This window comes from Chryseobacterium sp. CT-SW4, assembly GCF_048572715.1.
Classification (GTDB): domain Bacteria; phylum Bacteroidota; class Bacteroidia; order Flavobacteriales; family Weeksellaceae; genus Chryseobacterium.
On sequence record NZ_CP183840.1, the window covers coordinates 1,792,734 to 1,808,387 of the forward strand.

The following is a 15,654-nucleotide window of genomic DNA, read 5'->3' on the forward strand; positions in this document are numbered from 1 at the left end:
ACTTAACTTTATAATGGTAATGTTTTTTGTTATATTTGCTTTAAATTTAAAAAATTCATGGATAAAATTGACAGCCTGAACCAAGTAGCAGAGTTCCATACTACTTTTAAAGCACCTATTTTAGAAACTCCGCAAATTCCTTCTCCTGAAAGATGCAGCCTAAGGGTAGAACTTTTACAGGAAGAATTGAATGAGCTGAAACAAGCTATTGAAGATAAAAACTTAGTAGAAATTGCAGATGCCCTTTGTGATCTACAATATGTGCTCAGCGGTGCCGTACTGGAGTTTGGGCTTGGCAGCAAATTTGTAGAACTGTTCAATGAAGTTCAGCGTTCCAATATGTCGAAGGCATGTGATAATGAAGATCAGGCGAAAGAAACGGTAGAATTTTATAAACAGAAAGATGTAGAATCCTTTTATGAAAAATCAGGAGAAAAATATAATGTATACAGAGCTTCAGACCATAAGGTTCTTAAGAATAAGTACTACTCTCCTGCCGATTTGAAAACAATTATCGAAAAGTAAATATGAAAAAGTTCCTTATCCGTCTTTTCACTTTATCAGGTCTTGTATTGGCCACTCAGTTTTATGATGCACAGAAAATAATCGTAAACAGAGAGGTGGAGACACAAAATGATGGTAAAATGCTTTTGGGAAACCAATTGAAAGATCAGTTTTTAAAAGAACCTTACAGCGATTGGTATGTGCAGGAGCATGATGAATATGCGGTAGACAAAAAGGCAATCGCCGAGTTAAGAAAAAAGAAAATTAATTCTTATAATATCATAGTTTTCATGGGAACCTGGTGTGAAGATAGCCACAGGGATTTCCCCAGATTAATGAAAATTCTGGAAGAAGTAAAATACCCTGAAAGTAAACTTACCATTATAGCGGTTAACAGAAAAAAAGAATCTCCTACAGGAGATGAAGGGCTTTATAATATCCAGAAAGTTCCTACCATTATCGTTCAAAAGTATGGCAGGGAAATTGGAAGAATTATTGAAATGCCTACCTCAGGGTATATCGAAAGAGATCTGGTAGACATTCTGAATAAAAATGATACTTCTGTAATTAAAGAAATATTTAAATAAAATTGAAGAATTATAAATTAACAGCTTCGTTTATAGCAGGAGCCCTTATCATGTTGCTTCTGTTTTTTGGTGTTAAGTCCTGTTTCAATTTGGGGAATAAGACGGAAAAATCAGATTATTATATTCTGACCAACCAGATTTCTAAAATGAACAAGATGGTTGTGCTGGAGCAGAACAGTTCCAGTATGCAGAAAACCAAGATGGGATATGAGATCTTTGGGAATGAGGTTTCTAGTAATAGCATTATTACGTACACGAAAACCAATGCCCAGGTTTCTTACGATCTCAATAAAATGAAACTGGAAGTGGATTCTGTCAATAAAAAACTCATTATTAAAGAATTGCCGGATGCTGATATCAGGATTACACCCAGTGTGGAAATACAGTCTATGGATGATTCCTTTTTTAACAGGATATCGGAAAAAGATATTAAAAATGTAACCCAGAAAGCAAAGGAAACAGCTGTAAAATCCATAGACCAGAATAAGCTCAGAAATGAAGGACGGGCGCAGCTTATGGAAAACCTTAATAATATTTTTGTTTTGGCAAAGGCTTTGAATTATACTATAGAAGATCAGACCGGTAAGATCGGTATTTTAGGACTTTAAATGTATAACTATGAATTCAAAAGAAAACCAGAAGAAAGAATCTGCTAATACGGCAGAATCCAAAAAGCAGACTCAGGATTTTCCTGATATTCCTGCTTCATCAAAGAAAACCAATCCTCCTGATATTGATAAAGAGGATGTACAGAAAGCTTCAAAGAATAAAAGCGGTAAAACAGATAATACCAAAAAATAGAAGCATACAAAAAACAAAAAGGTATTCAGATTTGAATACCTTTTTTGTTTTAAAAAAATTAAATAACTAATTAAACAATCATACGATTGTGGACTTTCCAATTTGGACATTTTCAAAATTATAGTAAGATTTCTCAGAATATCTGATATAATCTGCAATGAAGTCTCCCACTTCATTGGTTGAATAATGGTTATCTGAATTAAGATCTACCGTTACATAGCGGTTTTCAATAGAATGTTCCACGGCCTGTCTTAATTTATTGGCAGCTCCTTCCAGTTTTAAATAGTCAAGCATCATAGCTGTACTTAAAATAGAAGCCACAGGGTTAGCAATTCCCTTTCCTTTGGCCTGAGGATAAGAACCGTGAATTGGCTCAAATAAAGCATTTTCCTTTCCTATGGATGCGGACGGCAATAATCCTATGGATCCTCCGATCACGCTGGCTTCATCAGAAATGATATCCCCAAACATATTTTCTGTCAGAATTACATCGAATTGTTTCGGATTTAAAATCAACTGCATGGCAGCATTATCCACAAACATATAATCCAGCTGAACTTCAGGATATTCCGCAGCAATTTCCTGGCTTACTTTTCTCCATAATCTGGAAGTATCCAGTACGTTGGCTTTATCAATAAGAGTCAGCTTTTTTTTGCGTTTCCTGGCATCCTGGAAAGCCATGTGCGCTATGGGAATTATATCTTCCCTGCTGTACTGGCAGACGTCATATGCATAAGCTCCTGATTCTTCCGTATACTTTTCCCCGAAATAAATCCCGCTTACAAGCTCCCTGTAAATCTGAATATCCGTCCCTTCAATAATTTCCTGTTTTAAAGGACTTTTCTTGAGAAGGGACGCATAAGTTTTCAGCGGTCTGATATTAGCAAACAGACCTAATTCTTTCCTTAGTTTTAAAAGTCCCTGTTCCGGCCGTACTTTCGCATCGGGATTATTGTCGAAAGACGGGTCACCAATAGCACCGAATAATACGGCATCGGAATTTTTGCAAATTGCCAATGTCTCGTCAGGAAGTGGATTTCCTGTTTTAAAAATGGCTTCGGCTCCCATACTTCCGTATTCAAACTGAAAGTTATAGTGAAAAACTTCTCCTATAACGTTCAGGATCTTTACACTTTCCTGGGTTACTTCCGGCCCGATACCGTCACCCGGAAGAACGGCTATTTTAAAATTATTGTTGCTCATATATCTTTTGTGTTTTTGTTTTCTGCTCAAATTCTTCGATGGATGCTTTCTTACTGATCAGAAAGTCGATATCATCATAACCGTTGATCAGACATATTTTTTTATAAGGATCCAATTCAAAGTTTTCTGTTTTTCCGTTACATGTGATCGACTGATCTTCCACGTTCACGGTAATTGAGGTTTCCGGATGATCGGTGACAGAAGCTAAAATTTCTTTTAAAAATCCTTCTGAAATTTTAACGGGAAGCAAGCCGTTATTTAAAGCATTTCCTTTAAAAATATCTGCAAAATAGCTTGATACCACTACTTTAAATCCATAATCGGTCAAAGCCCATGCCGCATGTTCCCTGCTGCTTCCACACCCGAAATTATTTCCTGCCACCAGGATTTCACCTTTATATTCAGGTTTATTAAGAACGAAATCAGGATTAGGCTCATGGGTATGGACATTATAACGCCAGTCTCTGAACAGGTTGTTTCCAAATCCGGTTTTATCAATACTTTTTAAAAACCTGGCAGGAATGATCTGATCCGTATCTATATTTTCAGCAGGTAATGGTACCGCTTGAGATTGTATTAATGTTAACTTTTGCATATGCTCGGTTAAGGTGTTTTTTAGTATTTATTTTAATGATTTAAAGCTATTAATTCAAATTTCCGAATGCGGGAATCCTTCCTTCAATAGCCACTTTAGCAGCTGTTAATGGGCTTGCTAAAATAGTTCGTGCCCCCTGCCCCTGTCTTCCTTCAAAATTCCGGTTGGAAGTGGATACGCAATATTCTCCTTCAGGAATTTTATCATCATTCATCGCGAGACAGGCAGAACATCCGGGCTGACGGATCTGGAAACCTGCTTCCGTAAAGATTTTATCCAAACCTTCTTCATAGATCTGCTTTACCACCAGCTGTGATCCCGGAACAATAAGAGCTTTAATATTTTCAGATTTCTTTTTTCCTTTAATATATTGTGCCGCCGAACGGAAATCTTCTATCCTTGCATTGGTACAGCTCCCGATAAATACATAGTTCACTTTAATATCGGAAGGAAACTGTCCTGCTTCCAGACCCATATATTTCAAGGCTTTTTCTTCAGACTCATTTTGAGGTGCCGGGATTGAATCATACATAGAAATTCCCATCCCCGGATTGGTTCCGTAAGTGATCATAGGCTGAATATCCCCTGCATCAAAAGTAAATTCCTTATCAAAAACGGCATCTTGATCTGTAGGTAGGGTTTTCCAGTATTCCAGTTTTTCTTCCCATTCTTCTCCCTTTGGCGCAAACTGTCTTCCTTTTACATATTCGAAGGTGGTTTCGTCAGGGGCTATCATTCCACCCCGTGCTCCCATTTCTATGCTCATATTACATACGGTCATTCTTCCTTCCATAGACATCTCCTCGAAAGCCTGGCCTGCATATTCACAGAAATAGCCGGTTCCTGCGTCAGTTCCTATTTTAGAAATGATATATAATATAACATCCTTAGGCTGAACATTCGGATTCAGTTTACCATTCACAGTAATCCTCATGGATTTTGGTTTGTTCAGCAATAAGCACTGGCTGGCGAAAACCTGTGCCACCTGGCTTGTACCTATTCCGAAAGCTATCGCTCCGAAAGCACCATGAGTGGAAGTATGGCTGTCTCCACATACAATGCTCATTCCCGGCTGGGTAATTCCCAATTCAGGAGCAATAATATGTACAATGCCCTGGTACTGATGTCCCAAACCGAACAGTTCAATATTATTTTTTTTACAGTTTTCCGTAAGCTGCTGAATTTGGTTTCTCGATAGTTCATCCCTGATAGGCTGCTCCTGGTTTAGTGTCGGAACATTATGATCTGCGGTAGCGACTACCTGCTCAGGTCTGAAAATTTTGAGGTTTCTTGATTCCAGTTCGGCAAAAGCCTGTGGGCTTGTTACTTCGTGGATAAGATGTTGATCAATATAAATAATTTGAGGACCATCCGGAACGGTTTCCACCACATGTGCATCCCAGACTTTATCAAAAAGTGTTTTTTTACTGTTATTCATTTTATTTCTACTGCTGGTTATGATAAATATATCTGTCTTCTCTCCTATACTATCTTTCTGCTGAATGTTTCTATAATGACGTGAAGATCTTCATTATTTATCTCTTTTTTGACGTCCGCTACTTTTAAAAATTCTTTGTAAAGGAAATCAAGGTCATTTTTAGTAACATCAAAACCGATATGTTTAAATCTGTATGCCAGGGCTGATCTTCCGCTTCTTGCCGTAAGGACAATGGAAGATTCATTAACTCCTACGTCAGCAGGATCAATGATCTCGTATGTTTCACGGTTTTTAATAACACCGTCCTGGTGAATACCGGAGCTATGTGCGAAGGCGTTTGCTCCCACAATAGCTTTGTTGGGCTGAACCGTCATACCCATTAAGTCGGAAACCATTCCGCTCATATTATTCAGCATTCTGGAATTGATACCGGTATGTAAATTCAGGTCTTTATGTTGTCTGAAAATCATAACCACTTCTTCCAAGGCCGTATTACCGGCTCTTTCCCCAAGCCCGTTTATGGTACATTCTATCTGGCGGGCTCCATTGATGGCACCTGCGATGGAATTAGCAGTAGCCAGCCCTAGATCATTATGACAATGGCATGAAAGAATGGCTTTATCGATACCTTTTACATTTTCTTTCAGGTATCTGATCTTCGCTCCGTATTCTTCCGGCAAACAATATCCTGTGGTGTCAGGGATATTAAGGACGGTAGCTCCTGCTTTAATTACCTCTTCGCAAATTCTGGCAAGGAAATCATTATCTGTTCTTCCTGCGTCTTCAGCGTAAAATTCTACATCTTCTACAAAGCTTTTGGCATACTTTACGGCCTGAACGGCTCTTTCGATAATATCTTCCCTTGTGGAATTAAATTTATATTTGATGTGTGATTCTGATGTTCCGATCCCTGTATGGATTCTGGGTCTTCTTGCATATTTTAACGCTTCTGCCGCGGCCTCAATATCTTTTTTATTGGCCCTGGTTAATCCGCATACCCTTGCATTTCTTACTAGTTTTGAAATTTCTGAAACCGAATAAAAATCGCCAGGACTTGAAATAGGAAATCCGGCTTCAATTACATCCACTCCCAATTCATCGAGTTTTTCAGCGATGATCAACTTCTGTTCTGTATTCAGTTTGCACCCCGGCACCTGTTCTCCGTCTCTCAATGTCGTATCAAAAATTTCAATTTTTTCAGAATTCATAATGATGTTTTTATGTAATTTTGATTCAAAACTAAGATTTGAGTTATTTTTTTATGTTTAAATTTTCTGGAAATTACAATATTCAAAGAATTAAATTTTAAATTCAAGTAGCTGTAAATCAATTTATTAAATGTTTGTAAATTACAATGGCAGAATTACAGAAAGATTTTTTATTTGTGCTGATTAAGTCCCTTACCACGTCCGAAAAAAGACAATTCAAGCTATATGTCAACCGTTTGGGAATAAATGTAGATGCCAAATTTCTATTATTATTTTCCGAGATGGACAAAATGAAGGAATACGATGAAAATATAATCATCGAGAAAAAGATATCTACCAAGCAGCAATTATCCAATCTTAAAGCCCACCTTTATAAACAGATTCTGGTAAGTCTCCGTATGAACCCAAGTCACCAGAATTACCGGATCCAACTCCGTGAACAGCTGGATTTTGCTAATATTTTATACCAAAAAGGACTTTATAAACAGGCTCTTAAAATATTGGATAAAGCCAAACAAGCCGCCCTTGAGCTGGATGAGAAAACCATTGCCTCAGAAATCATAGACCTTGAGAAAGTAATTGAATCCCAGTTTATTACAAGAAGTATAGAAGGCCGGGCGGATGAGCTTATACAACAGTCCAGAGAAATAAGCAGGCAGAATACCTATACGACGGAACTGTCCAATCTTTCCCTGAAATTATACAGTGAAATGCTTATTCACGGCTATGTAAAAAGTGATGAAGAACGCGAAAAAATATTAGAACTCTTTCATTCCCATATTAAAGAAATTGAGCTTAGTAAACTGAATTTTACAGAAAAACTCTGGTATTTTAAAGCACAGGTATGGAAAAACCAGCTTTTACAGGACTATAAATATACGGTGAAGTACGCCTATCAGTGGGTGGGACTGTTCCATGAAAATCCTGAGATGATCATAAGCCATCCCGTATGGTATGTGAAAGGAAATAACTATCTGCTGAAAATTCTTTTTTTATACGGAAATATAGATATTCTGGAGGAACACTTTGAGAAGTTCAGTAAAATGGTACATTCACCCCACTTCAACCAGAATGAAAACCTTCAGTCTCTTATTTTTGTGACCCAGTATAATACGTTAATGAACATTCATTTTATAAAAGGGGAATTCTTTAGCGGAACTAAGCTTATTCCTGAATTGGAGCTTAAGATGGAAAAGTTTAGGGATAAAATAGATGAACACCATTTTATGATCCTTTATCTGAAAATGGCAGCGATGTTTTTCGGGAGTAAAAAATTCGGTCAGTCCATTCAGTATGCTATGAAGATCATCGAATCCAAAGGCAATGTCCAGGAAGACCTTCTGTTTCATACCCGTATCCTGATCCTGATGTCCAAATACGAATCCGGCATAGATGAAGATTATGATGATTTTATAAAGGCTACTTCAAAATTCGCCCTCAAAATGAAGAAGCCGGGAGAGTTTCATTTTACCAGTATTTCCTTTTTTAAAGAACTAAATAATCTTGTTCCCGATAAGAAACAGAAAGCATTTGAAGAATTTAATGAACAGCTGGATGAATTTTCCGAAAATGAGTATTACAGAAGATCACTATTATATATTGATATTCATGGCTGGGTAAAATCCAAAGTTTATAATCTGGATGTCATAGAAGTTATCAAGCAGAAAGTAAAGTATAAGAGGAAAAGTTAATATTTCAGTTTTTATTTAGTTTACTGTATAAAATTCATATTGCTGTTTTCAAAAACTTCCAGAAGATCAGGTACGAAATCTCCAAATGTTTTGTATCGGTTTCTGTCTGCATTATATTCTTTTAATTTCTCTTCCGGCAGGTTGTTTTAAGAAGATAATCTTCCGGCTTTTGAGCACCTGTAAGACTGGCAGACGGAACATTCTTTGATTTTAAAAATTTTAAAGTCTTTAATCAGCTCTCTATGCTTTGCTGAGGGTATTTCCGCAAGAAATTAAGTTTCCATATTTTTGTGAAAGGAAACGGAAAATTTTGAAGTGTTATTTTGTGAAAAACCTAAAGTGAAAATTAACAGACACAAAAAGGTGAAGATATTTTTTGTGGTTGGATCATAATTGTAATTCCAAATATACATTAAACTTCTATTTTAAATAAAAAATCCGTATTTTTGCATATTAAATTTCTTAGTAAAAACATGATAAAAATTACACTTCCAGACAATAGTGTCAAAGAATTCGATGAAGGAGTAACTCCTTTAGATGTGGCAAAATCTATAAGCGAGGGATTGGCTAGAAATACCATTTCCGCAATTGTTAACGGTAAACAAGTAGAAATAACCACACCTATAACGACGGATTCCACCGTACAATTATTAACCTGGAATGATGATCTTGGAAAGAAAGCTTTCTGGCATTCTTCTGCCCACCTTCTGGCGCAGGCGATCCTGGAATTTTATCCTAATGCTAAGTTGACGATCGGTCCGGCTATTGAAAGCGGATTCTACTATGATGTAGATTTTGGTGACGAAAGCCTATCTGAAAAGGATTTTGAAAAAATTGAAAAAAAGATGCTGGAAAATGCAAAGAAAGGTTCGACTTTCTCTCTGTATCCGGTTTCTAAAGAAGAAGCATTAAAAGTATATGCTGACAATCCTTATAAAGTAGAACTGATCTCAAATCTTAATGATGGAGAAATCACTTTTGTAACTCATGATAACTTCACAGACCTTTGCCGTGGAGGACATATTCCTAATACAGGAATTGTAAAAGCGGTTAAGATTTTAAATGCAGCAGGGGCTTATTGGAGAGGAAATGAGAAAAACCCTCAGTTAACCAGAGTTTACGGTATATCCTTCCCTAAGCAGAAAGAACTGACAGAATATCTGGAATTACTGGAGGAAGCTAAAAGAAGAGATCACAGAAAATTAGGAAAAGAATTAGGAATTTTTGCTTTCTCTGAAAAGGTAGGTGCAGGTCTTCCGTTATGGTTGCCAAAAGGAGCTGCTTTGAGAAAAAAATTAGAAAATTTCCTATCTGAAGCTCAGAAAAAAGGAGGCTATGAATTTGTAATGACTCCGCACATCGGAGCCAAAGAATTATATGTAACATCAGGACACTGGGATAAGTATGGAGCAGACAGCTTCCAGCCTATTAAAACACCCAATGAAGGTGAAGAGTTTCTTCTTAAGCCGATGAACTGTCCTCACCACTGTGAAATTTATAAAACTTCACAATGGAGTTACAGGGATTTACCTAAGAGATATGCGGAATTCGGAACTGTTTACAGATATGAGCAAAGTGGAGAACTTCACGGATTGACCAGGGTTCGTGGATTTACTCAGGATGATGCTCACCTTTTCTGTACTCCGGATCAGCTTTCTGAAGAATTTGAAAAAGTAATTGATTTAACTCTATATGTATTCAAGTCTTTAGGTTTTGAAGATTTTGTAACCCAGGTTTCTTTAAGAGATCCTGAAAACAGAGATAAATATATAGGCAGTGATGAAAATTGGGAAAAAGCAGAAAATGCAATCATCAATGCGGCTGAAAAGAAAGGCCTTAAAACTGTAGTGGAATATGGTGAAGCAGCATTCTATGGTCCTAAGCTGGATTTCATGGTAAAAGATGCTTTAGGAAGAAAATGGCAGCTTGGAACAATTCAGGTGGATTATAACTTACCGGAAAGATTTGATCTTCATTATATCGGAAGCGATAATGAAAAGCACAGACCGGTGATGATTCACAGAGCACCATTCGGGTCTATGGAGCGTTTTATTGCTATTTTGATTGAAAATACGGCAGGAGATTTTCCTTTATGGCTAAGCCCGGATCAGTATATTATTTTACCGATTAGTGAAAAATATGTAGATTATGCAAAAAAAGTTTCACAATTTTTAGAAAATAACGATATTAGTGGTCAAATTGATGAGAGGAATGAGAAGACGGGTAAAAAGATCCGTGATGCTGAATTAAAGAAGATTCCTTTCATGCTTGTAGTAGGAGAAAATGAAGAGCAAAATGGCACAATTTCTGTACGAAGACGTGGCGAAGGCGATCTTGGAACCATGACTACAGAAGACTTCGTTGCCTATTTTAAAAAAGAAGCAGCTATTTAATAGCTCATTAAAATAAGAATTAACCAATAAAATTTAATACAATAGCACAAAGATTTAACAACAGGGGCCCACAGAGACGTCCACAACAGGAGGACGCACACATGATTAACGACAAAATTCGAGTAAGAGAAGTTCGTTTAGTGGGCGACAACGTAGAACCGGGAGTTTACCCAATTGATAAGGCAAAACAAATTGCTGCAGATCAGGAATTGGATTTAGTAGTAATCTCGGATAAAGCAGAACCTTTTATTGCTAGAATACTGGACTATAAAAAGTTCTTGTATGAGCAAAAGAAAAAGCAGAAGGAACTTAAAGCTAAGCAGGTAAAAGTGGTGGTGAAAGAGATCCGTTTCGGACCTCAGACCGATGACCATGATTATGAATTTAAAAAGAAGCATGCTGAAAAATTCCTTGAAGAAGGCTCTAAATTAAAAACCTACGTATTTTTTAAAGGACGTTCGATTATCTTTAAAGACCAGGGGGAAATCCTGCTTTTAAAGTTAGCCCAGGAACTGGAGCATGTCGGAAAAGTAGATCAGCTTCCTAAGCTGGAAGGAAAAAGAATGATTATGATGATGAGTCCTAAAAAAGCAATTAAATAGTCTATTAACTAAGATTTACATCTATACTTTAGAATATGAAATCCTCAAACCAAGTTTGAGGATTTTTTATTTTAACGGTTCTTTACGGGAATGTTAAATAATGTTTAAACCATCCTGTGCAATGAAACATCCTGTTCTTTTTCTGCTAAATTTGTAAGGAACTAAACAATATAAAACACAATTTCTTTTTCAATATTTCTCAATTATGATGAATGAAAATATTAAAAACCTTACTATTCAATAAAAATTTATTTCAATTATGTAATATTTATTGAATAAAACTCACTAACTTTAATCTTTATTATCAACTAATAATATAATCAGGAAGAGTTCCTGACAGATCATATTTATCAACAAACACAAACTACACTTATGAGTACATTCACATTAAAAGATGGTACGGAAATTTATTACAAAGATTGGGGAAAAGGACAGCCCGTATTCTTTCATCACGGTTGGCCTCTGTCGGCAGACGATTGGGATGCACAGATGTTTTTCTTTTTAGAAAAAGGATACCGAGTAATCGCTCATGACAGAAGAGGTCACGGAAGATCTTCTCAGGTAGACACAGGACACGATATGGACACTTATGCATCTGATGTTGCAGAACTTGTAGAGCATCTGGATCTGAAGGATGCTATCCACGTTGGACATTCTACCGGAGGTGGTGAAGTTATCCGCTACGTAGCAAAGTATGGAAATAATAACGGGAGAGTTGCCAAGGCTGTATTAATAAGCTCTGTTCCTCCTATTATGGTAAAAAGTGAAAGCAATCCGGAAGGAACACCTATTTCTGTATTTGATGATATCCGTTATAATACTGCGAACCACAGAGCTCAGTTCTATATCGATATTACCCTTCCTTTCTATGGTTACAACAGAGAGGGAGCTGATGTATCGGAAGGAATCCGTAGAAACTGGTGGAGACAGGGAATGATGGGGTCTATCAAAGCCCATTATGACTGTGTGAAAGCTTTCTCCGAAACGGATTTTACAGAGGATCTTAAAGCCGTAGATTTACCGGTATTGGTATTGCACGGAGAAGACGATCAGATTGTGCCTTACAAAGATGCAGGTGTAAAGTCTGCTCAACTGGCTAAAAACAGTAAGCTGATTACTTATCCGGGATTCCCTCACGGTATGCCTACTACAGAAGCAGAAACTATTAATAAAGATCTCTTGGACTTCTTTAAATCTTAATTAATACAAAAATTACTGAAGCAGCAGACATTGAATGTTTGCTGCTTTTTTATGATATAATTCAACTTTTTTTTGTAATTTTGCGGACTATTATTCCTAATTGACGAGGAATACCCAAAAAGATATTGATAACAAAACAATAAAAAAGCAATACAATGCCAAAATTAAAAACGAAATCAGGTGCTAAGAAACGTTTTGCTCTTACCGGAAGCGGTAAAATCAAAAGAAAAAACGCTTACAAAAGCCACATCTTAACTAAGAAAGAAACTAAGCAGAAGAGAAATCTTACGCAAACTTCTTATGTTGCTACAGTGGACGAAAAAAGTGTTAAACGTCAATTAGCAATTAAGTAGTTTTTATAAATCAAATATTCGGTTTATAGGAATTAAAACAAAATTCAGAATTTTTAACCCTGAAATGGAGCAGCTAAGTGTAATGAGACAGATTACCGCCCTTTTCAAAAAAACAATTTAAATTATGCCAAGATCAGTAAATGCAGTAGCTTCAAGAGCTCGCAGAAAAAAAGTTTTAAAGCAAGCTAAAGGTTATTTCGGAAGAAGAAAGAACGTTTGGACTGTAGCTAAAAACGCGGTAGAAAAAGCAATGCAATATGCTTACCGCGGAAGAAAAGAGAAAAAGAGAAATTTCAGAGCTCTTTGGATTACTCGTATCAACGCGGGAACTAGAGAACACGGAATGTCTTACTCTCAGTTTATGGGAGCTCTTAAAAAGAACAACATTGAGCTTAACAGAAAAGTTTTAGCAGATTTAGCAATGAATCACCCTGAAGCTTTCAAAGCTGTTGTAGATCAAGTAAAATAATGTAGAATTTTTTGTTATCAATATAAGTCCCGGGTTTTGCCCGGGATTTTTTTATTAGTACATTTGTTAAGTTATTACTGTCGAAAATATAACAAATACATTAAATTGATAGATAAGTGAAAAAAATTACTACTCTTGTACTTCTTTCTTTTACCATTGGTACCACCCAGGCTCAAAGTTTTATTCAAGCCTACCAGAACAGAGCTAATATGGTTTCACAAACCAATATTACAACCAGCCTGCAGGAATTTGAAAGCTTTGGTATTAAAACTACGGGAACTGCCAATAATGACAATGCGCTGAACTGGATCAAGAATAAATATCTTTCTTACGGATATTCAGTCAGCCAGATCTCTGAAGATCCTTTTTCTTTCAGCTATCTGGGAACGACGATCAATTCTAAAAATTTGGTCATTACCAAAACAGGAACCGTTTATCCTAATACGTACGTGATCATTTGCGCTCATTTTGACAGTATTAATGGACCTGGTGTCAATGACAACGGAAGCGGTACTTCCATTCTTCTGGAGGCTGCCCGTATTCTAAAAGATATTCCTACAGAGTATTCTATTAAGTTTATACATTTTTCAGGGGAAGAACAGGGCTTATATGGAAGCAACCATTATGTGAATAATGTAGCCTATCAGAATAACGTGGCTCAGATCGATATTAAATTAGTATTCAACCTGGATCAGGTAGGTGGAAAGTCGGGGAATAACAATAATACGATCAAGTGTGAAAGAGATAACGGAGGACAAACGGAAAATAATGCCGAATCCAATCTGATCACCCAGCAGCTCGCTACCTGTACTTCACTCTACTCTCCCCTTCAAACGGTAATTTCTGAAGCATATTCATCCGATTATATGCCTTTTGAAGCGAAGAAAGAAGTAATTACAGGGTTTTATGAAAATATTCAGAGTCCTTATCCGCATACCGCCAATGATACGTTTGCCAATGTAGATCCTGTATACGTTTATAATGTAGGAAAGGCTGCGGTGGGAGCATTGCAGCATTTTGCGGTAGCTACTTCGGCTACCTTAGCCACAGATGAAATTTCGAAATCTTCAGAATCTTTAAAAATTTATCCAAACCCGGTTAAGGATATACTGAAGATCGAATGGTCTAAAGAAACCAATTTCAGTATTGAAATTACTGATTTATCAGGACGCTCATTATTAAAAACGGAAAACAAGAAAGAAATCAATGTTTCCGGATTGGCCAACGGAGTATACTTATGTACGGTAAAAACGGATGAGTTGAGTACAACCAAAAAGATTATTGTTAATAAATAAAATTCAATATTTTTATCAAAATACAAAATCCTGAACTATTGTTTAGGATTTTTTTATTATATATATTTGTAAAAACACCGAACTATTTAAAAATATTATACAATGAAAAAATTAATTATTTCTGTACTATTTTCGGGAATAGTATTACATGTACATGGCCAAAATTTTATTCAGGCTTATCAGGACAGAGTGAATCTGGTGTCACAAGCCAATATTACATCTAACTTACAGCAGTTTGAAAGTTTAGGTGTAAAAACCACCGGATCGGTTAACAATACCAATACTTTCAATTGGATCAAAAACAAATATTTGTCGTACGGATATTCCGTGAGTCAGATGGAAGAAGATTCATTTACGTATGGTAATTCGACTTCTAAAAATTTAATTATTACCAAAACCGGAACTACTTATCCCAACACTTATGTAATAGTCTGCGGGCATTTTGACAGTATATACGGACCCGGAGTTAATGATAACGGAAGCGGAACCTCTATTCTTCTTGAAGCGGCCAGAATATTAAAAGATATCCCGACGGAATATTCTATTAAATTCATTCATTTTTCCGGGGAAGAGCAAGGGCTTATAGGAAGCAGCCATTACGTTAATACGATCGCTTATCCGAGTAATGGACCACAACTTGATATAAAGCTTGTATTTAACATTGATGAAGTAGGCGGAAAATCAGGCAGCAATAATGATACGGTTTACTGTGATCAGGATCAGGGCGGAGTTACCACCAATAATGCAGCTGCAACGGTAGCATTACAGGAGCTTATTAAATGCACGACTCTCTATTCTCCTCTTAAAACAGCCATAGACCGTGCAGAGAATACGGATTATATTCCTTTTGAGAGAAAAGGTGCCGTTATTACCGGATATTATGAAAAAGTCCAGAGTCCGTATCCTCATACTGCTAATGATACATTTGCAAATTTAGATCCCGTATATGTATACAATATAGGAAAAGCAAGCGTTGGAGCTATCCAGCATTTTGCCGTAGCAAGTACTGCTACCAATACTTTAAGGGTTGAGGAAATTCCGGCTTCTCCCCTGTCATCTGTAAAAATCTATCCTAACCCTGTTAAAGATAACGTTTTGATCCAGATTCCCAGTTCTTTAAAGGTCAATAACTTAAAGGTTAAAATTGTTGATCTTACCGGAAATACTTTAATAGAAACCAAGAATAAAAAATCCATCAATGTTTCCCATATTCCCGAAGGAGTTTACTGGGGAATCATTACGGTAAATGATCAGGAAACAGTAAGAAAAATAGTAATAGATAAATAATTCTTATACCTGTTTAAAAGAGAAAAGC

General features: G+C 36.5%; 16 protein-coding genes. 12 read left to right on the top strand and 4 right to left on the bottom strand.

Annotated features, from left to right (window positions below):
- The first annotated feature begins 57 nt into the window (after positions 1-57).
- The 4 genes from ABJ974_RS08135 to ABJ974_RS08150 are packed head-to-tail and all read left to right on the top strand — an operon-like array spanning position 58 to position 1,892.
- Positions 58-525 (top strand): pyrophosphohydrolase domain-containing protein, encoded by a 468-nt coding sequence (locus tag ABJ974_RS08135; protein ID WP_419870887.1) that lies wholly within the window; start codon positions 58-60, stop codon positions 523-525.
- A 2-nt stretch (positions 526-527) separates the two neighbouring features.
- The gene (locus ABJ974_RS08140; protein ID WP_419870888.1) at positions 528-1,091 is read left to right on the top strand and encodes a TlpA family protein disulfide reductase; all 564 of its coding nucleotides are present in this window, start codon (positions 528-530) and stop codon (positions 1,089-1,091) included.
- 2 nt (positions 1,092-1,093) lie between these two features.
- Positions 1,094-1,699 carry a DUF4230 domain-containing protein gene (locus tag ABJ974_RS08145; protein WP_419870889.1) on the top strand — a complete coding sequence of 202 codons (606 nt, stop codon included), beginning with the start codon at positions 1,094-1,096 and terminating at the stop codon, positions 1,697-1,699.
- 10 nt (positions 1,700-1,709) lie between these two features.
- A complete protein-coding gene (locus tag ABJ974_RS08150; RefSeq protein WP_419870890.1) occupies positions 1,710-1,892 on the top strand; it encodes a hypothetical protein in 183 nt (60 codons plus the stop codon).
- A gap of 78 nt (positions 1,893-1,970) precedes the next feature.
- Here the strand turns inward: ABJ974_RS08150 and leuB are convergent, their stop codons facing one another.
- From leuB to ABJ974_RS08170, 4 genes are read right to left on the bottom strand one after another with little or no spacing between them, the layout of a single operon-like run.
- Positions 1,971-3,095: a 3-isopropylmalate dehydrogenase gene (leuB, locus tag ABJ974_RS08155; RefSeq protein WP_419870891.1), complete on the bottom strand. Its 1,125-nt coding sequence runs from the start codon at positions 3,093-3,095 to the stop codon at positions 1,971-1,973.
- Positions 3,082-3,690, bottom strand: coding sequence for a 3-isopropylmalate dehydratase small subunit (gene leuD / locus ABJ974_RS08160; protein ID WP_419870892.1), 609 nt, complete (start codon positions 3,688-3,690; stop codon positions 3,082-3,084). Before leuD ends, leuB begins: the two co-directional genes overlap by 14 nt.
- Positions 3,691-3,739: 49 nt before the next feature.
- A complete protein-coding gene (gene leuC / locus ABJ974_RS08165; protein WP_419870893.1) occupies positions 3,740-5,128 on the bottom strand; it encodes a 3-isopropylmalate dehydratase large subunit in 1,389 nt (462 codons plus the stop codon).
- A gap of 44 nt (positions 5,129-5,172) precedes the next feature.
- Positions 5,173-6,336, bottom strand: coding sequence for a 2-isopropylmalate synthase (locus ABJ974_RS08170; protein ID WP_419870894.1), 1,164 nt, complete (start codon positions 6,334-6,336; stop codon positions 5,173-5,175).
- A gap of 146 nt (positions 6,337-6,482) precedes the next feature.
- Here ABJ974_RS08170 and ABJ974_RS08175 point away from each other — a divergent pair, with 146 nt between their 5' ends.
- The 8 genes from ABJ974_RS08175 to ABJ974_RS08210 all read left to right on the top strand — a co-directional run bounded on the left by ABJ974_RS08175 (position 6,483) and on the right by ABJ974_RS08210 (position 15,626).
- Positions 6,483-8,027, top strand: coding sequence for a hypothetical protein (locus ABJ974_RS08175; RefSeq protein WP_419870895.1), 1,545 nt, complete (start codon positions 6,483-6,485; stop codon positions 8,025-8,027).
- A 473-nt stretch (positions 8,028-8,500) separates the two neighbouring features.
- Entirely contained in the window at positions 8,501-10,420 is a 1,920-nt protein-coding gene (gene thrS, locus ABJ974_RS08180; RefSeq protein WP_419870896.1) for a threonine--tRNA ligase, read from the top strand.
- Between the two features lie 101 nt (positions 10,421-10,521).
- Complete coding sequence (gene infC / locus ABJ974_RS08185; protein WP_419870897.1) at positions 10,522-11,022, top strand: translation initiation factor IF-3; 501 nt, start codon at positions 10,522-10,524, stop codon at positions 11,020-11,022.
- A gap of 372 nt (positions 11,023-11,394) precedes the next feature.
- Entirely contained in the window at positions 11,395-12,222 is an 828-nt protein-coding gene (locus ABJ974_RS08190) for an alpha/beta fold hydrolase (RefSeq protein WP_419870898.1), read from the top strand.
- A gap of 155 nt (positions 12,223-12,377) precedes the next feature.
- On the top strand, positions 12,378-12,575 hold the full coding sequence (gene rpmI / locus ABJ974_RS08195; protein ID WP_419870899.1) for a 50S ribosomal protein L35: 198 nt from the start codon (positions 12,378-12,380) through the stop codon (positions 12,573-12,575).
- 124 nt (positions 12,576-12,699) lie between these two features.
- On the top strand, positions 12,700-13,044 hold the full coding sequence (gene rplT, locus ABJ974_RS08200) for a 50S ribosomal protein L20 (RefSeq protein ID WP_419870900.1): 345 nt from the start codon (positions 12,700-12,702) through the stop codon (positions 13,042-13,044).
- Between the two features lie 116 nt (positions 13,045-13,160).
- Complete coding sequence (locus ABJ974_RS08205) at positions 13,161-14,339, top strand: M28 family peptidase (protein ID WP_419870901.1); 1,179 nt, start codon at positions 13,161-13,163, stop codon at positions 14,337-14,339.
- Positions 14,340-14,441: 102 nt separating this feature from the next.
- Positions 14,442-15,626: a M28 family peptidase gene (locus ABJ974_RS08210; protein ID WP_419870902.1), complete on the top strand. Its 1,185-nt coding sequence runs from the start codon at positions 14,442-14,444 to the stop codon at positions 15,624-15,626.
- Positions 15,627-15,654 lie beyond the last annotated feature (28 nt).